Genomic DNA, 23,708 nt, shown 5'->3' on the forward strand with positions numbered 1-23,708 from the left:
TCATGCGGACGCTTTCCGCGGGCTTGATCTCAGCAAATCGAACCACAAAGAGTTCGATTTGCCTTAATTTCTGAGTTCTTTACAGAAATTAAGGCAGCGGACTTCTCCAGGGTCTTCGATCTTCGCTGATCCGCAGGAGTCGCCGCATTACGTTTCAATCAACGGCGATTGTGGGACTTCGGATTCCTACACAAACGGGTGGGAGAGAAAAAAAGCCAAAGCCAAAAATGCATAGAAAAAGTTGCGATAATAAAAGGGAAAGTCTTCCGGGTGTCGAAATAGATGGCATTAGGGAGGAATGAAAATGACAGCAAAACAGATGGTTCAACAGGAAGACTTGTTTAAATTGAAGTCAGTGACGAATCCGGTGTTGTCTCCGGATGCCTCGCAAGCGGTGTTTATTGTGACGCAGATCGATCAGGAAGAGAATGCATATCATGCGCATTTGCATCATCTTGATATGGAGTCTGGTAGTTCGGCTCAATGGACGTATGGGAAAGAACGAGTGTCCCAGCCCCAATGGTCACCGGACGGGAGCCAAGTTGCGTTTTTGTCGACGCGAGAAGAGAAGAACCAACTCTATGTCATGTACGTAGCTGGTGGGGAAGCGCGTAAGCTGACAGAATATGAGACGGGCGTGAACAGCTTCCTGTGGTCGCCATGCGGTAAGAAAGTCTGGCTGACGAGTACATTAGAAGACGGAAAAACGTTTACGGATAAAGAAGAGAAGGACGAGAAGAAGTTGCCTGAAGCGCTCCGCGTTACGACGATGAAATATAAAGCGGATGGGGCAGGCTTTGTGAAAGAGGATCGTCATTCGCAAATTGGATGTCTCAATCTTGAAACAGAAGAAATTACAGCATTCACAGAAGAACCTTTCCATCATTCATTACAAACAGTTTCACATTGTGGCAAAAAACTCGTCATCGGTGTCAACCGAGCTGAAAACAAAGACTTCGACTTCCGTCAGCCTTTGGCGATTGTGGATGTCGAAACGAAAGAAGAAACAGTTCTTGCCGATGAACAAGGCTATTTTGGCGGTGCAACTTTCTCAGAAGACGATCGCTATATCGCATATGGTGGATCGGACCGGACGTTTGAAAACGCAACCCACTCTGAGCTATATGTCTATGACTGTGAAAACAAGTCGACACTTAATCTGACAGAAGCACTCGATGCACCAATTGGTGACGCGGTTGTCGCAGATCATCAGCAAGGACCTAATCCACCTGAAGCGGTTTGGACGGAAGGGAACTACTTGTACTTCCAAGTGACGACAATGGGCGATGTGCGCTTGTACTTCGCAGATTTAGAAGGCAGTCTGTACCCTGCAACGCCAGAGTCGGAGCATGTCTATGACTATGATGTCTCAAAAAATGGTCAGTTCGCACTCGCTGCAATCAGTGATCCAGTGAATCCAGGAGAATTGTACCGTATTGATATTTCAACGGGTGAACGGAAAGCAATGACTTCGTTCAATGAAACCTATGTGGCAGAAACGATTCTCGTACAGCCTGAAACGGTTCATCTGGAAGGTGTTGGCGGTTTCGATGTTCATGGTTGGATCATGAAACCCGCAAACTACAAAGAGGGAACCCAATATCCTCTCGTTGTGAATATTCATGGAGGTCCGCACGCGATGTACGGCAACTCATTCTTCCACGAAATGCAAGTACTCGCAGCACAAGGGTGGGGTGTTCTGTACATCAATCCACGTGGCAGTCATGGCTACAGTCAAGCCTTTGTCGACGCAGTACGCGGCGATTATGGTGGTGGTGATTACCAGGACATTATGGATGCACTTGACAACGCTTTAAACAAACACGACTGGATCGACAAAGACCGACTCGGCGTGACAGGCGGAAGCTATGGTGGCTTCATGACGAACTGGATCGTCGGACACACCAACCGTTTCAAAGCGGCGGTTACACAACGTTCCATCTCCAACTGGATCAGTTTCTTCGGCGTGTCGGATATTGGTTATTACTTCAGTGACTGGCAGATCAAGGCGGACATGACGGATGTCGATACATTATGGAAGCATTCGCCGCTGAACTATGCAGGAAACGTGACAACGCCGCTGCTCATTCTTCATTCGGAAAATGATTTGCGCTGTCCGATTGAACAAGCTGAACAGTTGTACATCACTTTGAAAAGCATGAAGAAGGAAACAGAGTTCGTGCGGTTCCCTGAATCTGACCACAACTTGTCCCGCACAGGAAAACCTAACTTGCGGATCACGCGCTTGAACGAGTTGACTGGCTGGTTCGAAAAGTATTTATGACAAAGTAAAACGCCTGTCCCGGGGGAGGGGACAGGCGTTTTTTGCGAGGAGGGATTCGGGTTATCGTTTGCAGCAATCTCCGATGATAGGTTCTGGGTCAACTTCAATTCCATCCATTTCCATGCCAGCTCTCATTTTCTCAACAATCGCATTCTCGATACAACAAACGCCTTTTAATACTTCAGCGAGGGCTTTGTTGAACTCGATCTTTTCGCAAGGTGTAGTAATATTCTCGTTGAATTCCTGAAACTTATAGACCTCTTCAAACAAAATTAAAGTCGTAGCGAATTCTGTAAGCAAAGCAGAAACAATCGTAACTTCACCTAGTGTGACAGTTGGTCTTTGGAGGGCATCTGCTACTTTCAATTGAAGCTGGTTAAGCATTTTATCGTGATCCATTGTTGTTCACCTCCTTCATAGCTTGATGCGTCCGGACAATGCAAGTTTATATCGCTCGCTTTGTGCTCATTGGACAATCGTCCGAGGAGGGTTGTGGATGTTTAATTTAACGATTTATCGATTCTAGTAGGATTTAATCGTCCGAACATTACTACTATATGCAGCTTGTTCACTGGCAGTTGGACGAGCGGCGGGGGCCAACTGTCTTGTCGAGTCAAAGTACTGGGGTGAGTGCGTTTCAAGCATGTTTCATCCGAACACATCTACTATATTCCGTTGTAGAGACGGAGAAGGGACAGAAGACTGCGGACAAACTTCTTACGAGTACTAGGAATTGCGGGGAAAAGAAAGCGATTGCAACACGTTAGGAAATATTGTAGGATGAACGTATTAGAAGGCTGTCCAAACTTTTCCAGATTCCCTGAAGACTTGGATAGCTATATAGAGTTGTGAAGGGAATTCGAATGGAGGAGAACGCAGTGGGAGTCCACAATGTAATGGAAGACGTCGTTCGAGACACCTTATTGTCGTATAAGAATAATATGAATCTTACGTGTCACTGTGAGCAATGCTTGAATGACATTTCAGCACTTGCTTTAAACGAGTTGCCGCCCCGGTATATTGCAAACTCGAAATATAGCCCGTACGTCCGTGCGTCCCATGAAGCGGATCACCAAGGGAACACAACGATTGTAGCCGCCATCGCAAAATCTGCCGCCCTCGTGTCGAAGAATCCGCGCTGTGAGACGTTTGCGATGAAACCAGGGCACTAAAAAACACCGAAGCGTAAAGAGGCTTCGGTGTTTGCGTGTTACTTCAACAATCCAAGTGATTCCTGCAACGTGCTATTGACATGCTTAATGAGCAACTCATCGCCCTTTTTACGGATATCAGATCCGACAAAGTCCATCATCTCTCTTGCCATGTCGGCGTCTTCCAACAACGATAACGACTTATTCAAGTTCACTTCAAAAACGCCAGCGTTCGATAAATGATGCTCGAGCGATTCCATTTGCGAACCGATTTTCGCTAAATATCCGCTAACCGTTCCAAGCGCACTATCGATCGTGCTGATCAACTTCTCTGCACCCTCTTGAGTCGCTATAGTTGCACCCCCAAGACCAATTGCATCCGTATGAACATCAAACAAGTTAATCTTCATATGCTGCGCAGCATTCCCGCCGACTTGTAGCGTCATCTCCGAGTCTTCTCCAAGAATCTTCATCGTATTAAACTCTAGCTTATCCGCAGTATCATTGATCCCCGCAAAAATTTGCTCCAGTTCCAATCCACTTGCAACACGGTCTGAATCCGTAAACGTTCCATTCGCCGACTGGACTGCCAATTCTCGCGCTCGCTGCAACAAGCCGTTCACGTTGTTCATCCCTTCGTTCGAAGACTCCAGCACAGACAACCCGTCCTGCATATTGCGTTGGGCTTGCGAAATCCCGCGGATCTGTGCGCGCATTGTCTCTGAAATCGCGGAGCCCGCTGCATTGTCAGCACTCGTTGCGATTTTCAATCCTGTGCCTAGATGGCGCAACGACTTCTCGATCTGCTTGTCGTTCCTTACCCCGCGGTTTGCTGCCGACTGGATTTGTTCATTGCTATTTATACGCACGTGGCTCACCTCGTCTATGTAAATAATCGCTTCCTACGTTATATCGACCGAAAGTCATGAAATTGAATGCGAACTTGCCGATATAGAAAATAGAACGGAGGCGGAGTGGATGATCACTGTTAAACAAGCGGCCACAGCTTATCGCAAAATGAATGCCACATCACTACCGCCACTCACCGCAGTATGCCAAGCACTTGCAGCAATTGACGAAAAACTGGATGAGGCACATCACTACCTAGAACAAAGCGACGAACAGTGGCGGGACGGACTGTTGAAGGCGCAACAATTGATTTTCGAATTAATGGCAATGACCAACGCAACCTCTATAGAAGGAGAGCGCCTGCTGACCCTTTACATCTATGCCAATCAAACCTTAGTGACTTCCTCGCTTAAAGCGGACGCGAGCGGTATCTTGGAAGTCCAGTCGATTGTGAGAAGCCTCCATGCCGATTGGCAGCACGCACAGAAGAAGCAAGTGTTGACACCCTATATTTGAAAAGCTGCCCGAAGATCGTGGCAGCTTTTTTGTATGGATAGAATGGCGTCGGGCAGGGAGAAACGAGCGGGTACGGATGTTAAACGAGCGGGTACGGAGGGGAAACGAGCGGGTACGGAGAGGAAACGGGCGGGTACGGAGAGGGAACGAGCGGGTACGGAGGGGAAACGAGCGGGTACGGAGAGGAAACGAGCGGGTGCAGAGGAGAAACGAGCGAGTACAGAGGGGGAACAAGCGGGTACAGAGAGGAAACGAGCGGGTACGGAGAGGAAACGAGCGGGTACGGAGAGGGAACGAGCGGGTACGGAGAGGAAATGAGCGGGTACGGAGGAGAAACGAGCGGGTACGGAGAGGAAACGAGCGGGTACGGAGAGGGAACGAGCGGGTACGGAGAGGAAACGGGCGGGTACGGAGAGGAAACGAGCGGGTATGGAGGAGAAACGGGCGGGTACGGAGAGGGAACGAGCGGGTACGGAGAGGAAACGGGCGGGTACAGAGGAGAAACGAGCGGGTACGGAGAGGAAACGAGCCGTTACCGCAAAACTCCTCCTCCTCTCCCACAAAAAAAACACGAATCCACCAAAAAGCAGATCCGTGCCTCCCCCTCTTAACGTCCTTTAAACTCTGGCTTCCTCTTTTCCGCAAACGCATTCAACGCTTCAATCCGATCTTCTGTCGGAATCGTGATTTCATACGCTTTCCGTTCAATCGTAAGTCCTGTCGCAAGATCCGCCTTCATTCCTTGTTTAATCGCAAATTTCGCCTGTTGTACGCCAATTGGCCCATTTGCGAGAATTTTGTCGGCAAACGCCTGAGTCTCTTCTTTCAACACAGCATCTTCGACAGTACGTGTCACGAGTCCGCACAATGCGGCATCAGATGCACTCAATCGTTGTGCCGTTAAAATGAGCTCAAGCGCCTTTGCTTCTCCGACGAGACGAGGCAAACGTTGAGTACCGCCCGCACCTGGAATGATCGCAAGTCCCGTTTCTGTCAACCCCATAACCGCGGACATCGCAGCGAAGCGGAAGTCACAAGCAAGTGCAAGTTCCATCCCACCACCGAACGCAAAGCCATTGATCATCGCAATCGTTGGCTGTGGTAGCTGATCAATCATCGTGAACACGTCACCGATTTTGTTCAGATTTCGTTTCACTTCAACGTCTGTTAATGTCTTTCGTTCTTTCAAATCAGCCCCCACGCTGAGTGCACGATCGCCGGCCCCAGTCAACACAACGACTCGTACTTCCGGATCAATTCGAATCTTTTCCACTGTTTCACCGAGTTCTCGAATCATGTCGTAATTGAACGCATTCATCGAATTAGGTCGATTCAACGACAGCCAAGCAATTCCAGCGTGCTTTTCCAAAATAATCGTTTCTATTTCTACACCCCCAACGTTTTTCAACCACTTCAAACATACCATTCTAAGGATTTTGAATCCACAATGTGTACACTATTCTAACATAACGAACTTGCAATATAGTTCTATTTTGCTACAATATAGGAAAATGGACTAAGTTAGGTGGAATCCCAGTGGAAGCAAGTGTATTTGTAGGCAGACAGCCGATTTTAGATCGAGATGGAAACCTTTTCGGCTATGAGCTTTTGTATCGTAACAGTGAAATTAACCGGTTTCCTAACGTCAATCCAGAAAAAGCGACAATCGGCGTGCTAGTGAATACCTTCCTTACAATTGGCGTGGATCGCGTTTCTGGAGCGTATCCTTCCTTCATCAACTTTACGGGTGAATTATTGGCTCAGGATCTATATGATCACTTAAATCCCGCACGAGTCATCATCGAAGTGTTGGAAGATGTCGAAATAACCCCAACATTGCTCACCAAATTACGCAAACTAAAGAACCAAGGATTCCGAATTGCACTGGATGATTTTGTCCTGACCAAGCAATACGAAGTCGAAAAAGGGTTGTTCCCTCTTATCGATTTTATCAAAGTGGATTTCATACAATCCGATCGTCAAGAGCGCGAACAGATTCAAAATTTCGTCCGTGTCTATCCAAACGTACAATTACTCGCTGAAAAAATTGAAACTGAAGCCGAATTTGAAGAAGCGAAAAAAGCTGGCTACACACTTTTTCAAGGATATTTCTTCGCCACCCCGGAAATAGTTATGGGTGCTGAAGTGCCATCGATTGAACAACACAACTTCCGTATTATGGATCGACTGAATACCGAGTTGCCAAGTGTCCGGGAAGTGGCGGGGCTCATTACGCAAGATATGTCACTCACTTACAAACTACTACGCTTCATCAACACCTATGCGTTTGGTATCCCAAGGAAGATCACATCGATTCAACAAGCAATCGTACTCATCGGATTACAAGAAACGAAAAAATGGATCTATATTATTACCATCCATCAAATGGGAATCGGAGATGGGAAAGGGCGAATCAAAGCGCTTGTCGATTACTCCCTCGTCCGAGCGAAACTTTGCGAACTGCTCGCAAAAAGGCAAGGTCACCAAAACTCGGACGAATTCTTCCTAGTCGGCATGTTTTCTATGTTAAACGTGATTCTCCGGCGTGATTGGCACGAAATCGAACACGACATTCCACTGTCAGATGACGTCATGCACACGCTCATGGGGGAACTGACAAAAATGTCTCCATACCTTCAAATCGCGGTTGCCGTCGAACGACTCGACTTGCCGCGCATGAAAGTGTTGTGCACGGAACTCGACATCCCGTTGAATGATCTGTGTGTGTATTCCCAACAAGCCATTCGTTGGGGACGTCAACTAGACTAAAAAACTTTCAATTTCCTTCACATAGCGTTTCCTTATTCTATAGCTATTCGTTAGAATGAGGAAAGGAGTTGATGAGATTGAAAATTGCAGTTGTTACAGACAGTACGGCCTACTTACCCGAAGACTTGCTCAAGCGGCTACAGATCCATGTCGTTCCGCTCGCAGTGACAATAGATGGACAAGATTATGACGAAGAAATCGATATAACGAGTAAAGAATTCTACGACAAAGTGCGTGGTGACGGTCCGTTACCGAAAACATCACAACCTTCTGTCGGTCAATTCGCAGAGAAATTTAAAGAACTGAAAGACGCAGGTGCAAAGGCAATCGTTTCAATTCACTTATCGAGTGGCATCAGCGGTACATACGCAGGCGCTGTCCAAGCCGGTGAGTTGGATGAAGAGCTGGACGTTCGCGCATTCGATTCCGAAATCTCCTGTTACATGCAAGGGTTCTATGCCATTCGTGCAGCGGAACTTGCCCAAGCAGGTGCTTCGTTGGACGACATCATGAGAGAACTCGATGAAATGAAACAAACGATGCGTGCCTACTTCATGGTCGATGATTTATCACACTTACAACGTGGCGGCAGACTCTCCAGTGCACAAGCATTGATTGGCGGCTTACTTCAAGTCAAACCAATCTTGCATTTTGTCGATAAAGTCATCGTGCCATTCGAGAAAATCCGGACACGTAAAAAAGCGATGAAGCGGATTGCAGACTTGCTCGCAGAAGATGCAGCGAAAATGCATCTTGAAGCCTCAATCATTCATGGCAATCAACCCGAAGAGGCTGAAATTTGGCTAGCAGAATTGAGTGAGCGGCTCCCTGACGTCAAATTCACCATCAGTCATTTCGGCCCCGTCATCGGTACCCATCTCGGGGAAGGCGCCATGGGACTCGGTTGGGTCAAACGAACAACGAACAACTAAACAGTAGGGGGTGTGAGGATGAACAAACCATTCGATCCGGCCGTCAGAGACTTTCTAGACGGTCGCATTTGGTTGCGTCAGCACACCCCTTTTCTTATGGAGAAAATTGACGAGCATATCAAAAAAGGTATGATCGAAACCATCCCTGGAGTTACGATGAAAAAAGGAACGTTCGGTCAGCCGGATTGTAAATGTGCACGATGTGAAAATGAAGATTCCCATCTATTTACGAGTTTCCATTGTTTACGATGTGAAGGTCCATGTGCGTATTGCCGCAACTGCCTGCAAATGGGAAGGGTGTCAGTGTGCACAGAGCTCATCATTTGGAAAGGCCCGCAATCGGAGTACCCCACAGAACACGCATTAGCCTGGGAAGGAACATTGACGAAACACCAGAAACAAGCGTCTGAAGAATTATATGAAAGTACCGTGAAGGCACGTCCACACCTCATTCACGCAGTGTGTGGATCCGGAAAAACGGAAATCTTATTTGAACCAATCCATAAGTTACTGACAGCGGGGAAGCGGGTTTGTATCGCTGCGCCTCGTGTTGACGTCATTTTAGAACTCGAGCCCCGTTTACGTGCAGCGTTCCCATCGACAAAACTAGAAGCGCTCTACGGAGGAGCAGACGTCAAAGCATTCGACGCTCAACTCATTCTAGCCACTACACATCAGCTCTACCGATTCCGTCACGCATTCGAAGTGATCTTTGTCGATGAAGCGGACGCCTTTCCTTATACAGCAGAGAAAACACTGCAGCATGCCGTACGAAAAGCAGCAAAGCCCGAAGCACCGATCCACTTCGTCACTGCAACACCGTCAGACAAACTTCTGGCGGAAATCAAGAAAATGGGTGCGGTGTCCACCATCTATCGCCGATATCACGGGCATCCACTACCGGAACCACGAACTGAACCACTCTGGAACTACTCCAAACAGCTATCCAAAGGAAAATTACCGAAAGCACTCGAAAAATGGATTACAAAACGACTCGACCAAAACGAACCATTTCTAGTATTCTTCCATGAAATCGAATTGATGATGAAAGCAGAGAAAGCCTTCCGCCAACTCGACGACCGGATCCGAGCTGTCTATTCAGCCCATCCGGATCGCAAACAGCACGTTCAAGACTTACGAGCAGGAACGATTCCTGGATTACTCACAACAACCATACTAGAGCGCGGCATTACGATTAAAAACATCCAAGTGGCGGTCGTTGGTGCAGAACAATCCATCTTCGATTCAGGTGCACTCGTCCAAATTGGAGGACGCGTCGGTCGCAACGTTAACCATCCGTCAGGTGATTTCGTCCTGTTCCATAACGGCATCAGTTATGCCATGGATGGCGCACGTCGAGAAATAAACCGGTTAAACTCGGGAGGCGAACCAAAGTGAATCCATGCTTACTCTGCATGAAACCAATCAAAGATATTACTTCCTGGCAATCGTTTTTCGGTCTAGAAAAGAAAAAGACACTTTGTGATGACTGTTCAAAACGCTTCGTTCGTGCCGACATAAAGGAAGAGGGCGATGTGTTGGATGCCGTTCATTCACTATATAAATACGATGACGCGATGCGCGACTGGCTCCATCAATACAAATTCCTGCAAGATGTTGCCCTTGCGAAAGTATTTGCAAAAGAACTTCGACAGTCGTTTTCAAATAAGGAAACAATCGTACCAATCCCGATTCATCCTGAACGTGCACGACTTCGAACTTTTTCACACGTTGAAACGTTGCTAGAGGAAGCAAAACGCCCCTACATCCAACTACTTGAAAAAACGAATACGGGTGTCATGGGTGAAAAGTCAAAACAAGAGCGACTCGAGATGGAGAACCTATTCGACCTTGTCCCAGGCGCGAGTATACAACCAATCACGTATCGGCTAGTGGACGACATTTATACAACAGGGACAACACTGCGCCAAGCAGCGACTGTCTTGAAACAAGCAGGCGCCGCTCGAGTAGAAGCGGTGACCTTAATACGATCCATTCAGAAATGATTCTAGGAGGAACTCAATATGGCAGAACTTAGACATTGTCCATCATGTGACGATTTTTTTAACTATACAGGCGTCCGCGAAGTATGCGGAAAATGTGGAATGAACGAAGAAAAAGTATACGAAGAAGTGTACCGATTCTTACGCAAACGTGAAAACCGTGCAGCAACAATCGAACGTATCGTCGAAATGACAGAAGCAACAGAATCCATGCTTCACAAATGGGTACGCAAAGGACGCTTGCAACCCGCAATGTTTCCGAATCTAGGCTATCCATGCGATAATTGTGGCAAGCTAACAGCAAAAGGGAAACTATGCGACACGTGTACAGCAGACATCAAACACGACCTAAAAACATTCGAAGCCGCAACAGAATTCAGAGAAGCCATTCAACAAAAAGAACAAGCAACCTATCTATCTGAACGTAAAAGATAATTAAATGGCAGTATATTAGATAGTTAACGGTGTTGATTTACGTTGCAGGTGGACGCTTTCCGAGGGGCTTGATTTCAGTCTCCTCGATCGCTGCGCTCACTGCGGGGTCTTCAACCTTCGCTGATCCCTCCGGAGTCGCCACCTTCCACTTCAATCAACGGGATTCTTGAAAAACTAGGGTTGTCTACACTATAATATCCGTCTAATGAATTAGTTTTAAACTTATAAAAAAGGGTATGTGTAAAGCGCTACCAAACCAGTAGGTATAGAGGTTTATATATCGGTCAAACTGTAATTTCGTACGAAAGACCCTTCAACTACTCGGAATTCATCCGAAATAGTAAGTAAGAGTAAAACTATTCCAAAGGAGCGAGAACGCATGAAGATTAATAATAACCCTATCCCACCTGTGAACCCGTACCGGGCGAATCAAGTAAAGAGTGAAAAAGCAAGCCTTGAGAAGACTGTTCAAAGCGACAGATTGGAAATTTCGAAAGAGGCAAAATCACTATCCGAACCGAGCCTGATTACGTCACAACGTAATGAAAAAGTCAGTGCATTGAAAGCTCAAATTCAAGCGGGTACGTATAAGGTCGACGCAGAAAAGCTCGCTTCAGATCTGATTGGATATTACCAACCTAAACAGTAAGCGAGCGCATTTAATAGTAGAAAGCAGGGAACCTCATGACAATTGAAATGATTCTAGGGCAGCTCGACCAATTGGAGAAGCTTCATAGAAGCCTGCTGCGTATCGCAAACGAAAAAACCACACTCATTAAGAAAAACGACATTAGCGGACTCGATCAGCTGCTAAAAGACGAGCAAGCACATCTCGCTGCAATCCTGCAGACAGACAAAGCTCGTGAAACAGCTGTTATCGCATTTTTCACCGAACAAGGACGTCCGGTACCGCTTCAATCGACCATTACAGATGTACTCAGCATCATCCAAGAGCCTGAACGCACACAGCTCAAGGAGGCGAAGGACCGTCTCCTGCACGCGATTCATGAATTGAAATGGCAGAACGATTTAAACCAGAAGCTCACCTACCAATCGCTTCAATTTGTGAATCTGTCGCTGGACATGGTCCGACCACGGACCGAATCCGTGAACTACTCGAAAAACGAAGTACAGGGAAAACCCCTAACAGAAAAAATCGCATCATTCGATTCGCAAGCTTGAGGAGGACACAATAATGGGTTCCACATTTATGGGATTAGAAACAAGCAAACGCGGCCTGCAAACCCAGCAGTCCGCTCTTTATACGACAGGGCATAATATTAGTAATGCGAATACGTTGGGCTATTCCCGTCAGCGGGTTAACATGGAAGCGACGTCAGGATTTCCTGGAGTTGGACTGAATGCGGGTACGATGCCTGGGTTCTTAGGGACTGGGGTACAAGCTGGATCGATTCAACGAATTCGGGATGGTTTCGTGGACAAGCAGTTCAGAGATGAAACGAACAAATTAGGCTATTGGGAAGCACAAACAGATGCCATTTCTCAAATGGAAGACGTACTTGCGGAACCGTCTGATTACGGTCTTCAGCAATCACTTACAGATTTTTGGAAATCTCTTGGCGTGCTCTCTACTGATCCTGAAAATGGCGGCTCACGTGCGGTAGTTGTAGAACGTGGAGTTGCAGTTGCAGACTCATTTAACTACATTCATAAATCAATGAAAAACATTCAAGACAATCTTGGAAAAGAGATTGGCGCTTCAGTTAATACCATCAACTCTATTTTGAAACAAGTCGGAGATTTAAATAAACAAATTTCAGAAGTAGAGCCTAATGGATATATGCCGAATGATTTGTATGATGCACGAGACAATCTACTAGATCAGTTGTCGCAATTAGTCCCAATTGAAGTGAAGTATGAAAAATCGGGTGGGAATGCACTAGCGATTGCTGAAGGTAGTGTAACGGTAACAATCAAAACTAAAGACAGTGAAGGTTTAAAAGTGGTAGATGGTAAAGAGTTTGCTCAGATGCGGACTAAGTCTGCAGTGACATCTACTGACAACGTGAACCCTAACGGTGCGATTGAAGGATTCTACTTAGTTAAGCTAAATCCAGATGGCAGTGATATGAAAGTTGACAAGAATATGGTTCAAGAAACGGGTACATCAACTTATATTAGGCATGAAAGTTTCCTTGACCAAGGCAAATTAAAATCGTTAGTAAATTCTTTTGGGAAAACAGGAGAAGTCGCTGGTTCTAAAGTTGAAGGTCTATATCCCGATATGATTGCCAAATTGAATACAATGGCACAAAAATTTGCCGAAAAATTTAATGAAGTTCATATGAGCGGTACGGATAGCGATGGAGATAAGGGTGAGGCATTCTTCACTCCTTATACTGAAAATGAAAAAGGTGAAATTACTGCAGAAAACATAAAAGTAAACTCAGCAATTTTAGAAGATCCAAGTAAACTAGCAGCCTCTGATTCAGCAGTTGGTTCAGCAGAAGTCGGAAATGGTAATAACGCTAAAAACCTAGGAGATGTTCTTTTCGATAAGAATATTGACCTTGGCAATGACAGTGTACAATCCTACTTCTCAGGTAAAATTATCGGAGAACTCGGAGTCAAAGGTCAACAAGCCATCAACATGACGAAAAATGCTGGAACACTTCTGGGTGCTGTATCTAACCGACGCGATTCAATCAGTTCAGTATCTCTCGACGAAGAAATGACGAACATGATTCAATTCCAACAAGCGTACAACGCATCGGCTCGTATGGTTACTGTTGTAGATGAAACATTAGATAAAATCATCAACGGTATGGGAATCGTCGGTAGATAATAAGGAGGAATCACTGTAATGCGTGTTACACAATCAATGCTTTCAAATAATATGCTGCGCAATCTATCTAGCAGTTATAATAAATTGGGTAAACTCCAAGAACAAATCAATACAGGGAAAAAAGTGAGCCGTCCTTCTGACGATCCCGTCGTCGTGATGAAAAGTTTAGGCTATGGTATGCAAGTGGAGAAAGTGGATCAGTTCCAAAAGAACTTAGGTCAAGTGAACAACTGGCTAGATAGTTCTGAGGATGCTCTGGACGGAGTTGGTTCGATTTTACAACGTGCTAAAGAACTCGCAACTAGCGCGGCAAACTCTGGTGCAATGACAAAAGAAGATCGTGATAAAATTAAAATTGAACTGAACCAACTGCAAGAACAAATGCGAGACTTAGCGAATACGAAAGTTGGAGATAAATATCTCTTCAGTGGGACGATGACGGATAAACCGTTATTTGATAAAACTGCAAATGCAGGCGAAGGTGGCTACCCTGATCTGCCTACAGATGTCCCTGCACCTACAGGACCTATAGTGGATGGGTATACGAGTAACGTTGAAATTGAAGTATTTGACTCAGTTTCGTTACGAGTTAATACAAATGCAGCTAAAATGTTTAAAGATATCGATAAACTATTTGACGGACTCAATGAAAAATTAGTATCTGGTGAAGCGAATGACGACATCGACTTCGGTGCCGCAATTTCCAATATCGATAAACAACTAGACGTTGTATTGACAAAGCGTGCTGACATCGGTGCACGTTCCAACCGTGCAGAGCTTATGCACAATCGTCTGGAAATGCAAGAAGGTGCAGCGAAAAAGCAACGTTCGTTAAACGAGGACGTTGATATGGAAAAAACCATTACAGAAATGATTACGGCTGAAACCGTTCATCGGGCTGCTCTTTCAGTAGGCGCACGAATTATTCAACCATCATTGGTGGACTTCCTACGATAAAATTTGAAAAAGGTAGACACTAGATATAGAAGTGTCTGCCTTTTTTGCTACATATGATAATGGAAGGTGATTAACGTGAATATTCCACAACTTCAAATTCAAACCACATCAGCTAAACTCGGATTGCAAATCACTAAACCTGATCAACAAATCGAACAACCGAAAGCCACCCAGCAAATCGAGCAACCTGCGGCTATTTTAGAAATGTCTACTACACGTCCGCAGTTATCACTCGATACGACTGAAAACCGTGCAGACTTAGACTTGAAGAGTGTATTCAGGCGTAGCAGTGAAAATGCACAATACGGCATGCAACAAGTAGCTGAAGGAACAGGTCGTCGTGCGCAAGAAGGACAACAACTGATGAAAATTGAAAATGGTGGCAACGCTATTGCAGACATCGCAAAACAAAACACAGCTCTGCCTGATGCACCCATCGGCATTCGATTCGTAGGTGATCGAACAAAAATTCAAACCGATATTACACCAGGTTCGCTCACAATTAATGTAAGACCGCAACAAGTTATTCATAACTCACAAATTAATAAACCTATCCATACGTACACACCAGGGAATGTAACTGGACAAATGGAACAACACGCATCCATCCAGATTGACTGGAAAGGATGAATATGAACGACAAAGGAGACTCACTCATGACGATTCAAACGAAATTTCACGGAGAACTAGATATTCAAGGCATTCCACAATGGACTTTTCCAAATGGATTGCCAGGTCTAGAACAAGAAAAGACATTCGTCTTACTACCAATAGAAGGAAACAATACATTCCAAGTGATGCAGTCAACTAAAACACCCATCATCGGACTCATAGTTTCGAACCCGTATCCATTGGTGCCAAACTATTCGTTTGAAATCGACGATCCGACAATCGAACTTCTCGGCATCGAATCGCAAGAGGAGTTGATGGTACTTGCAATCATGTCGTTAAAGCTACCCTTTAAATCATCTTCACTCAATCTTCAAGGACCACTAATCTTTAACACCAACAATCACAAAGCAAAACAAATGATCTTGAACGATACAACCTACAACCTACGTCATCCAATTGGTGAACTAGCAGAAAAGGGGGCGCAGTAATATGCTCGTCCTCTCACGTAAGCCAAATGAATCGATTCAAATCGGTGATAACATCGAAATTCGTATCATTGAAGTAAAAGGAGATACCGTTCGTATTGGTATTGAAGCGCCAAAGTCAGTCGACATCCTTCGTGGTGAACTCGTTCAATCGATATCCGATAGCAATACAGAAGCGATTACAATTGACCTCAATGTATTCGAACAACTGAAGAATAAAGACTAAGAAGAGCTGTCCAACGCGGTTCTTCTTTTCTTTTGAAAACTTTATTAAAAACTTCTAAAAAAGACTAAACACTTACAGACCCAATCCGATATTAGTAGTGTAAGCAAGAGAAGGATGGAACGGCCGACATCCTGACTCAAGCTGACAATAAAATTATCCGGTTCACAAGGACGTGAACCTCAAAACTCAAGGAGGAAAACACAATGATTATTAATCACAACATGGCAGCTATGAACACACATCGTCAATTAGGATCGAACAACGCAGCAGCATCTAAGAACTTGGAGAAACTATCTTCTGGTTTGAAGATTAACAAAGCCGGAGATGACGCAGCAGGTTTGGCAATCTCAGAAAAAATGCGAGGACAGATTCGTGGACTAGACATGGCACAAAAAAACTCTCAGGACGGAATTTCTTTAATTCAAACTGCTGAGGGTGCATTGAACGAAACTCACGATATTCTTCAACGTATGCGTGAACTTGCGGTCCAGGCAGGAAATGATACAAACACAAAATCGGACCGTGGTGAAATTCAGAAAGAAATTAACTCTTTGACTTCTGAAATAAACCGTATTGGTAATGCAACTGAGTTTAATACACAGAAACTATTAAATGGTGATAAAGCAGCAGAGTTTACAAGTGTATCTAGTGTAGAAGTAGATTTAACAGGCATGACGGCTGGAAAAGTTACTGTTATGGGTAAAGAAGTGACATTCGTTACTAATATAAGTGATACAGGTGATGCAATAGCTGCAGCTATAAACGGTGATGCTGCGCTATCTGATAAATTTACAGCGGTTAATGCTGCAGGTAAAGTTACGATCACTACAAAGGAATTTGCTTCTTCTGAAGGACTGACATCAGATCTCACTACTGCGACTAGTATCACAGGAACAGCTACTATCACTGAAGGCGAATTTGATGATAGTAAAGCTCTTGGTTTCCAAATTGGCGCCAATCAAAATCAAAGTTTACAACTTGATATTTCTGATATGCGTGCTAAATCTCTTGGCATAACTACTGCTGGAACAGGTGCTGGCTTAGGTGTTACTAACGGTACTAATAGCGATATTACTGAGCAAGCTCTCGATGTTTCAACACACGCACTTGCCGCTACAGCTGTAACTAAGATTCAAGATGCTATTGATACAGTATCTGGAGAACGTTCTAAATTAGGTGCTACACAAAACCGTCTAGAGCACACAATCAACAACCTAGGCGCATCTTCTGAGAACTTGACTCAAGCTGAATCACGCATTAGAGATGTGGATTATGTTTTATCAGTGGCGTAAGCAACTGAGACAAACACAGTCGTCCTGACTGGTAACGGTCAGAGAGTACGATCGGGTGAATTGCTGGAAACCCCTGAAACTGTTCTTGCTACAACGTAACTGGAAACGGTCAGCGTGAACGCTTGAAAAAAGAACAGATTGGGCAATCAGCAGCCAAGCTCCTGTCTCGAAAGAGTGGAGAAGGTTCAACGACTAGGATAGACCATCTACCGCGAAAGCCATGATGATGAAATCCGTAGGGACTGCAAGACTGAGTATCTTGCACAACCGAAGTGCCCGACCCCTACCGCATACGGAGGGTGAAGATATAGTCTAGTCATTAGTGAAAGCTAATGTTCGCACGATGGCGAAAGAGATGATGGACTTCACAAAGAACAACATCTTAACTCAAGCAGCACAAGCTATGTTGGCTCAAGCGAATACAGCACCACAAGGCGTGTTACAACTCCTTCGTTAATGTATTCACGGGCGTCTTACTTGGTAACGAGTAAGAGCATCACTGGGTGAATTGCTGGAACCTCCTGAGAGCTCTTCTACCACAGCGGAACTGGAAACGGTAAACGTGAGGGTCTGAAAAAGAAGAGATTGGACAATCAGCAGCGAAGCCCCTGTCGGGAAACCGTGGGGAACGTTCAACGACTAGGATACACCGTCTAAGGCACACGCTATGACGATGAAATCCGTAGGGTGTTACGAAACGTAACATTCGAAGTGCCCAGCTCCTGCGAACGCTGCAGGATGAAGATATAGTCTGACCTTTATAGAAATATATAGGACGCATCGCAAGCGAACCAGCAGCCTCAAGGCGTACTTCAATTACTACGTTAATCTTGATACAAAAACGCGATCCGGATTTCCGGATTGCGTTTTTTAATAAAACATAGAAAGAAAGGTTGCTTATGAAAGATTACAAAAATATTACACTTGAATCAGAAATTGTGAAGAAAATTAATTCTTTTAATAAAACAAGAGAAAATAGAATTGAAATGAGCAAAAGATTAAAAAAGTACAATAACCAATGGCAATTCATATTCTTTTTCTTAAATATAGAAGCAGTTGCTTTTATACTATTATCTATAGGTGGAATGAATGTTAATAACTTGTTTGGAAGTCAATTATTCATTATATATACAGGTATATTCTCAATATATGTAATTTTACTACAATATTATGTATCCTGCTTGAATTATAATGAAAGAGCATTAAAATTGCATTATCATCAACTAGAAATAGAAGATCAGATATTAAAATTAAAAGAGCTTATTATAAACTCGAAGGAATTAGAAAAAGGTGGAGATTATAGACGTATAGAGATATTTAATTCAATAATGTATAAATATCAATTATCACTTAAAAACAATGAAAATCATAAAAGTATTGATTTCAGAATTGCTGAATCTAATAATACTAAAAGAAAATCAGAAGATAATAATACGAATAACGATAGCGAAAAGGAAATTAAAACTAACAAATTTAATATCAGCACTGTAGATAAAAGCTTAGATAATATTTTGGTTAAAATTAATATGTTGTTCATTTTTATTGCAATTGGTTTGATATATTTTTTATAAACGAGGTGGTTATATATCTATGGGGAATATTGATCTTTCAGAGTTAAGTTATTTATATGTGGAAACTATGTCTAAAACTAAACAATATAATCCACAAGCAATAGCAAACAACAAGATAATAGGAGAATTAGGTAAGGAAAATATTATTAGGATACTTAATCTTGACATAGATGTATTTTGCACTAAATACAAATCTAGTAAATGCAGAGACTTTATTTATAAAAATGACTATCTAACTCCGCGGAATATGTATCTTGTTAATCCTTTATACTATCTCAAGTATACCCAAATAGTATTTGAAATAGCAGAAAATTACTTAGAATATAAAAGCAAAGAGCTGAATTTTAAAGATGATAATATAAAGGTTTTTTATTCCGGGCTCTTTTGTCTAGATAAAAAAAAAGAGACTGTGAATATTAATGCTGTTTTCAATAATAGTTATTCTGATTTTCAGAAAGAAAGAAAAAAATATTTTGGAAATTATGTTCTTAAATTAGATTTACAAAATTTTTTTGATTCTATAGAAATTAAAGAACTATTATCTAAGTTGAGAATAAAGCTAGGCTCCCTTTCTGTTATTGATGAATTAGAGATTATGTTAAATAGTTGCCAATTCACCACTTTGCCACAACTTCATTATTCTATAGCATCATCATTATTATCTCAAATGTACTTAGCGGATTTTGACAATGGAATACAAAATATACTGGCTAGGGAAAATTTAGAGTTAATTAGATTTGTAGATGATATTTATATTATACAACCTCATGGGGAGGTTAATGAAAAAGCGATTAATAATTTAATAAATGATGTAAGCTTTTTGTTATGGCAAGAGAAATTAAGTTTAAATAATACTAAAACAGAGCTATTGACACCGGATGAATATGAAAACAATTTTGATTTGAAAGAGAATAAATATGATTATAGTCCTACATCTTTTTCTACAGAAAAAATTATAGATGAAAAAGTATTGTCTTTAATACATAGTGGTGATTTAATCACTTATATAGAAAAGTTATGTGAAATCGAGAAAACTTATGGGATAGATTTAAAAAAATATCATGAGTTAACTGATAAATATATTTCTACTGTTAACGGTGATAGTAACAAGGTTATAAATGGATTAATTTTTTCTGGAAAGTGGAGATTATTGAGTGACAATGAACTTTTTGAAATAGTAAGTGAGTGGAAATATGTATTTTTTAATCCATCACAATTCACTATTTTGTACATTCTAATTTGCCGTTATTTAGAGAACAAAAATGTTATAGGGAATAGTAGAATTATGTCTTTATTAAGCTACTTATTTACATCTGAATCATATAATTTTAGAGATACTTTGATTGCGATTTCATATTTATTTCAAAGTAAAAAAAAGAATGTGTCTATTTTATCTCAAATTAAGACTATAAACCCTGAATATGTCAATTTCGTGGAAAAATATATTTGAGATTATAGAAAGTTGATCAATATGGCTTGCGCTGCCTATGCACGATGCAATTCAAACACAATTCATTATAAAAATTGTGGAAAAAAATAAGCAGTTAGATTTAACGTAATCATTTAACTTAGTGATTGTGAGCATCATATAAATAGACGAGATACTTATTTGATTTTCTCTTCTGCTAAGCTCTCTGTAAGAAAGTGAGTGACCAGTTCGCTGATTGTCAATCCGGTTGTCTGTCGTAATTGGGCTAACCAGACTCTATATTCCTCTGGAATTTTGATTTGATAGGGTTTTTTTGTGGATTGTTTCCAACGTTGTTTAAGAATTTGTAAGATGATTAAGTCGTTCATTTCCGTGCCGCTTATATTCCCATATTCGATTGATAGGTGCCGAAGACTATCATTAATTTCTTGTGTAGGTCGGATGAGTTTGAAGTCTTGTGGTAAGTATACTGTCGTTCTGTTTGCAATTGGTTTTATCGGAATCGGATAATGTGCTTTTCGCGACATACTGGGTTGTAGATACGGTGATACTATCTGAAGGAATCGAATGATTTGCGCTTGTTCGTACAGAAGTAAGCGGTTTTGTGCGTCTATTGCGAAACGTAGGTTGAATTTTTTGTAGGCCAGCTGAATGAGAGTGGAGTTTTCTTCGCTGCTGAAATTGTCAGTAGATAAGATGATTTTCTTCATAACTCCATTGTGTATGTTCAAATGACCGTCATCCTGGTACCACCAAGCGAGTGCTTCTGCGTTTAGGTGAGTTTGAATGAAAGAAAATGGTAGTTGCTTGATGTCATTTGGGTACCAGATAGTTCGTAGTTCGGTGATAATCGCCGATGTTTTACTTTGTACCATTATGCTTTCTGTATATCCTTTCGTCATTCGTGGATCCATCGTTTTTCGGTAGAACGGTAATGCTAATGGAATATAAGGTTTTAATTTTTCGTAGCAATACTCTGACCATTGTTCATCCTCTAGACGATGAATGAATTGAAATCGTGGCTTTCGTCCCTCTTGCTGTACAATGCATCCATCCCCTAAAAGCTTCCCGCACATTCTTGAAAGAAAATCTGATTTCATGATCGGATACCTCCCTTATTCTTTTACACTCATTATACAGTGAAACGAACTAATGTTCTATTGCCTATTTACTTCCACTCTTTAGATGTTAACTGAATTACCGATAGTAATAGAAAGTATACATAAGTTGGGAGAAGTTGCGATGTCTAATATAACAGCGCAACAAGCAGGACATGTTCGAGAAAATGTCATCATATTAGTGGAAGCAACGGAGCATCTACAAAGTTTAGTAAAGGTGAGAGACTTGTCAAATAGTGTACGTTCGTTCAGTGTTGTTGTGGAAGGGAATCAAAGTATCTTTGAATTCAAGTATCTTTGAATTCGGTACCTGGACCACATACAATTCAGACACTATTCTGTTTATTTGTATGAATCTATTTAGAACACATTCTGCTGATTTTAGCTTTCTACATGATTCGATTTAAAGCAATAGGCAACAAGCTCGCTGATTGTTAAACCCGCCTGTTGACGTAATCTGGCTAGTGCAACTTTATACTCTTCTTGTATGCTAATTTGATAGGACTTCGTAGGTTGTTTATTTTTTCGATTCGTTATAATAGCGACAAGATCTGAATCTTTGATTGCAAAGCTGTCTTCATGATTATGAAAGCATGACAAGGCTGCTAACTGTTTATTGATTTCTCTGGTAGGTTGTCGGAGTAGAATCTGTTGTGGTAAATAAATTGTAGTTCTAGTAGCTATCGGTTTTATTGGTGGAAGACGGTATGCTTTTCTATTCATGCAAGGCTGCACGTAAGGTGTGACGATATTCAAGAACTGAATAATTTGAGCTTGATCGTAGAGGAGCAGCCGGTTTTGAGAATCAAATGAAAAGTGTAGGTTGAATTTGTTTTTCAGTAATTGAATTAGCCATAGATTCTCATTAATTGTAAAGCTGTCTGTTGATAACACAACTTTTCTCATAATCCCGTCTTCAACTTTTAAATGTCCGTCGTCTTGATACCACCATGCTAGTGCTTCAGCATTGAGGTAAGTAAAGTTAGTAAAGTTTTGGTACCTGGACCACAAACAATTCAGACACTATTCACCACTCTGTTAATTTACATAGTGGATTTTTCTATATAGGAGACGATATTAAACAGAGAATATATATGAGAGGTGCGTTCCGATGATTGATAGGATACCTGATGAATTAGAGATCACCAAGCAGCAATTGGCTTTGTGCAAGCAGCAGGATTGTCTGCTTGAGAAGATTGAAATGAAATTACATGCGATGAAGAAAATTGCTCAGTATGCGGCGGAGCATGAGCTTACTCTGGAGGAGAGGACACGGCAGAATAAGGAACTCGAAGAGCATCAATCGATTATAAGAGGGTTAGAACAGGAGTACGGAGAATTATTGAAGCAAAGGAGAAACGACTTCCCCTTGCAGTAAAGCTCCCCCCTAGTGTTGGATACCTGTGCACCAAACTTTAGTGTTTGTTCAACCATTCACGTTTGTTTCATGCGCGGCCAAACTGAACTCTGTAGGAGTCCCTTGGGTTTCAACTGATCAACGAGTATGATTCAGCCGAGGATGTATTCAAAAGGGTAAACTCCACGCAATCCTAAAAGCGGCTTCCCATTACCGGGAAAGCCGCTTTTTTGCCGTCTGTTGTTCGAGTGTAATCGGCATATGCTCTGCCGCGTTGCCAAGTCCATACTGCGGCATGTTGACATAGACGGATTCGTATTGTCCTTTGGAAAGGATATACGTTTCATGATAGATACCGACTGCATCATTATTGGCGGTAAGCCGGTTGAACTTTTTCCAAGCCTTCAGGTGCTTTCCGTTTTTTGAATAGGCGAGCAGGTCATCGAGGGACCGCCAATATTGGATCATTGCGGTAGTACGCAGTCCGAAGTAATTTTCGGCTGATTGAAAACCTAGTTCACTTTTATGCGTGTATAGCTCCTTTACCATGCCTGGCATTGAGAGAAAAACGGGCAGCCATCTGTGGATGGAAAGCCTTTTATTGATGCGCATACCGATGATAAAGACGACGATATCTTCCGAGTTATCGGCTGTATGCCTACCGGTAAAAATAGATGATGGCATTGGGTTAATCCTCCTTCAATTAGTTTTGTACCACGTTTTTATCCACCACTACAGTTCCATTTTTATCCCGTCAGAGTAACCATCCTGTAGAATAAGTAGTGGACTTGTGTAGTGCAAGATAGAAGTACAGAGTTTTGAAAGGAATAAGTACATAACGCTGCAATTGTAAAATAATAAAAAAAGGCTTGCCAGCCTTCCAAAATTTCTCTACTGTATTGGTGTCGAATCAAAT

General features: G+C 42.6%; 28 protein-coding genes and 1 pseudogene. 23 read left to right on the top strand and 6 right to left on the bottom strand.

Annotated elements, in window-relative coordinates:
- Positions 1-304: 304 nt before the first annotated feature.
- Positions 305-2,284: a S9 family peptidase gene (locus tag DVB69_RS06905; protein ID WP_116017916.1), complete on the top strand. Its 1,980-nt coding sequence runs from the start codon at positions 305-307 to the stop codon at positions 2,282-2,284.
- Positions 2,285-2,344: 60 nt separating this feature from the next.
- Here DVB69_RS06905 and DVB69_RS06910 read toward each other — a convergent pair whose 3' ends face one another.
- Positions 2,345-2,683: an alpha-helical endospore appendage domain-containing protein gene (locus DVB69_RS06910; protein WP_116017918.1), complete on the bottom strand. Its 339-nt coding sequence runs from the start codon at positions 2,681-2,683 to the stop codon at positions 2,345-2,347.
- Between the two features lie 479 nt (positions 2,684-3,162).
- Between DVB69_RS06910 and DVB69_RS06915 the strand changes: the two genes are divergently transcribed.
- Entirely contained in the window at positions 3,163-3,456 is a 294-nt protein-coding gene (locus DVB69_RS06915) for a late competence development ComFB family protein (RefSeq protein WP_158541052.1), read from the top strand.
- 38 nt (positions 3,457-3,494) lie between these two features.
- On the opposite strand, the gene DVB69_RS06920 is transcribed toward DVB69_RS06915, so the two are convergent.
- On the bottom strand, positions 3,495-4,304 hold the full coding sequence (locus DVB69_RS06920; RefSeq protein WP_116017922.1) for a flagellin: 810 nt from the start codon (positions 4,302-4,304) through the stop codon (positions 3,495-3,497).
- 109 nt (positions 4,305-4,413) lie between these two features.
- On the opposite strand from DVB69_RS06920, the gene DVB69_RS06925 reads away from it, so the two are divergent.
- The 3 genes from DVB69_RS06925 to DVB69_RS17545 are packed head-to-tail and all read left to right on the top strand — an operon-like array spanning position 4,414 to position 5,411.
- The gene (locus DVB69_RS06925) at positions 4,414-4,800 is read left to right on the top strand and encodes a flagellar protein FliS (RefSeq protein WP_116017924.1); all 387 of its coding nucleotides are present in this window, start codon (positions 4,414-4,416) and stop codon (positions 4,798-4,800) included.
- 33 nt (positions 4,801-4,833) lie between these two features.
- Positions 4,834-5,118 (top strand): hypothetical protein, encoded by a 285-nt coding sequence (locus DVB69_RS17540; protein WP_158541053.1) that lies wholly within the window; start codon positions 4,834-4,836, stop codon positions 5,116-5,118.
- Complete coding sequence (locus tag DVB69_RS17545; RefSeq protein WP_158541054.1) at positions 5,115-5,411, top strand: hypothetical protein; 297 nt, start codon at positions 5,115-5,117, stop codon at positions 5,409-5,411. The genes DVB69_RS17540 and DVB69_RS17545 overlap by 4 nt, the downstream gene beginning before the upstream one ends.
- Here the strand turns inward: DVB69_RS17545 and DVB69_RS06935 are convergent.
- On the bottom strand, positions 5,408-6,184 hold the full coding sequence (locus DVB69_RS06935) for an enoyl-CoA hydratase-related protein (RefSeq protein ID WP_116018029.1): 777 nt from the start codon (positions 6,182-6,184) through the stop codon (positions 5,408-5,410). The two genes, DVB69_RS17545 and DVB69_RS06935, sit on opposite strands and share 4 nt — an antisense overlap.
- A gap of 152 nt (positions 6,185-6,336) precedes the next feature.
- Here DVB69_RS06935 and DVB69_RS06940 point away from each other — a divergent pair, with 152 nt between their 5' ends.
- From DVB69_RS06940 to DVB69_RS07015, 16 genes and pseudogenes are all read left to right on the top strand, one after another.
- Positions 6,337-7,569 (top strand): EAL and HDOD domain-containing protein, encoded by a 1,233-nt coding sequence (locus tag DVB69_RS06940; RefSeq protein WP_116017926.1) that lies wholly within the window; start codon positions 6,337-6,339, stop codon positions 7,567-7,569.
- 77 nt (positions 7,570-7,646) lie between these two features.
- Positions 7,647-8,501 (top strand): DegV family protein, encoded by an 855-nt coding sequence (locus DVB69_RS06945; protein WP_116017928.1) that lies wholly within the window; start codon positions 7,647-7,649, stop codon positions 8,499-8,501.
- Positions 8,502-8,519: 18 nt separating this feature from the next.
- On the top strand, positions 8,520-9,899 hold the full coding sequence (locus tag DVB69_RS06950) for an ATP-dependent helicase ComFA (RefSeq protein WP_116017930.1): 1,380 nt from the start codon (positions 8,520-8,522) through the stop codon (positions 9,897-9,899).
- Positions 9,896-10,507 (top strand): ComF family protein, encoded by a 612-nt coding sequence (locus tag DVB69_RS06955; protein WP_147300762.1) that lies wholly within the window; start codon positions 9,896-9,898, stop codon positions 10,505-10,507. The genes DVB69_RS06950 and DVB69_RS06955 overlap by 4 nt, the downstream gene beginning before the upstream one ends.
- A gap of 18 nt (positions 10,508-10,525) precedes the next feature.
- The gene (locus tag DVB69_RS06960) at positions 10,526-10,939 is read left to right on the top strand and encodes a TIGR03826 family flagellar region protein (RefSeq protein WP_116017934.1); all 414 of its coding nucleotides are present in this window, start codon (positions 10,526-10,528) and stop codon (positions 10,937-10,939) included.
- Between the two features lie 379 nt (positions 10,940-11,318).
- Complete coding sequence (gene flgM / locus DVB69_RS06965; RefSeq protein ID WP_116017936.1) at positions 11,319-11,588, top strand: flagellar biosynthesis anti-sigma factor FlgM; 270 nt, start codon at positions 11,319-11,321, stop codon at positions 11,586-11,588.
- Positions 11,589-11,623: 35 nt separating this feature from the next.
- Complete coding sequence (locus DVB69_RS06970) at positions 11,624-12,121, top strand: flagellar protein FlgN (RefSeq protein ID WP_116017938.1); 498 nt, start codon at positions 11,624-11,626, stop codon at positions 12,119-12,121.
- A gap of 13 nt (positions 12,122-12,134) precedes the next feature.
- Positions 12,135-13,745 (top strand): flagellar hook-associated protein FlgK, encoded by a 1,611-nt coding sequence (gene flgK, locus DVB69_RS06975; protein WP_116017940.1) that lies wholly within the window; start codon positions 12,135-12,137, stop codon positions 13,743-13,745.
- An 18-nt stretch (positions 13,746-13,763) separates the two neighbouring features.
- A complete protein-coding gene (gene flgL / locus DVB69_RS06980) occupies positions 13,764-14,702 on the top strand; it encodes a flagellar hook-associated protein FlgL (RefSeq protein WP_116017942.1) in 939 nt (312 codons plus the stop codon).
- A gap of 75 nt (positions 14,703-14,777) precedes the next feature.
- On the top strand, positions 14,778-15,332 hold the full coding sequence (locus tag DVB69_RS06985) for a DUF6470 family protein (protein ID WP_116017944.1): 555 nt from the start codon (positions 14,778-14,780) through the stop codon (positions 15,330-15,332).
- A gap of 26 nt (positions 15,333-15,358) precedes the next feature.
- Positions 15,359-15,802: a flagellar assembly protein FliW gene (gene fliW / locus DVB69_RS06990; RefSeq protein WP_116017946.1), complete on the top strand. Its 444-nt coding sequence runs from the start codon at positions 15,359-15,361 to the stop codon at positions 15,800-15,802.
- 1 nt (position 15,803) lies between these two features.
- Entirely contained in the window at positions 15,804-16,025 is a 222-nt protein-coding gene (csrA, locus tag DVB69_RS06995) for a carbon storage regulator CsrA (protein WP_116017948.1), read from the top strand.
- 203 nt (positions 16,026-16,228) lie between these two features.
- Positions 16,229-17,317, top strand: coding sequence for a flagellin N-terminal helical domain-containing protein (locus DVB69_RS07000; protein ID WP_116017951.1), 1,089 nt, complete (start codon positions 16,229-16,231; stop codon positions 17,315-17,317).
- Between the two features lie 343 nt (positions 17,318-17,660).
- Positions 17,661-17,774, top strand: a pseudogene (locus DVB69_RS07005) (flagellin); the annotation flags it as partial.
- 442 nt (positions 17,775-18,216) lie between these two features.
- Complete coding sequence (locus tag DVB69_RS07010) at positions 18,217-18,888, top strand: SLATT domain-containing protein (RefSeq protein WP_116017953.1); 672 nt, start codon at positions 18,217-18,219, stop codon at positions 18,886-18,888.
- 19 nt (positions 18,889-18,907) lie between these two features.
- Entirely contained in the window at positions 18,908-20,338 is a 1,431-nt protein-coding gene (locus tag DVB69_RS07015) for a reverse transcriptase domain-containing protein (RefSeq protein WP_116017955.1), read from the top strand.
- Positions 20,339-20,493: 155 nt separating this feature from the next.
- Here the strand turns inward: DVB69_RS07015 and DVB69_RS07020 are convergent, their stop codons facing one another.
- On the bottom strand, positions 20,494-21,417 hold the full coding sequence (locus DVB69_RS07020) for an endonuclease (RefSeq protein WP_116017957.1): 924 nt from the start codon (positions 21,415-21,417) through the stop codon (positions 20,494-20,496).
- Positions 21,418-21,559: 142 nt separating this feature from the next.
- Between DVB69_RS07020 and DVB69_RS17550 the strand changes: the two genes are divergently transcribed.
- Entirely contained in the window at positions 21,560-21,736 is a 177-nt protein-coding gene (locus DVB69_RS17550; protein WP_158541055.1) for a hypothetical protein, read from the top strand.
- A gap of 80 nt (positions 21,737-21,816) precedes the next feature.
- On the opposite strand, the gene DVB69_RS07025 is transcribed toward DVB69_RS17550, so the two are convergent.
- Positions 21,817-22,446 (bottom strand): hypothetical protein, encoded by a 630-nt coding sequence (locus DVB69_RS07025; protein ID WP_158541056.1) that lies wholly within the window; start codon positions 22,444-22,446, stop codon positions 21,817-21,819.
- A 100-nt stretch (positions 22,447-22,546) separates the two neighbouring features.
- On the opposite strand from DVB69_RS07025, the gene DVB69_RS07030 reads away from it, so the two are divergent.
- Positions 22,547-22,813: a hypothetical protein gene (locus DVB69_RS07030; protein WP_116017961.1), complete on the top strand. Its 267-nt coding sequence runs from the start codon at positions 22,547-22,549 to the stop codon at positions 22,811-22,813.
- Between the two features lie 189 nt (positions 22,814-23,002).
- On the opposite strand, the gene DVB69_RS07035 is transcribed toward DVB69_RS07030, so the two are convergent.
- Complete coding sequence (locus tag DVB69_RS07035; RefSeq protein WP_116017963.1) at positions 23,003-23,476, bottom strand: DUF4188 domain-containing protein; 474 nt, start codon at positions 23,474-23,476, stop codon at positions 23,003-23,005.
- Positions 23,477-23,708 lie beyond the last annotated feature (232 nt).

Origin of the sequence: Sporosarcina sp. BI001-red, assembly GCF_003384035.1 — a bacterium.
In the GTDB taxonomy this organism is placed as follows: Bacteria; Bacillota; Bacilli; order Bacillales_A; family Planococcaceae; genus Sporosarcina.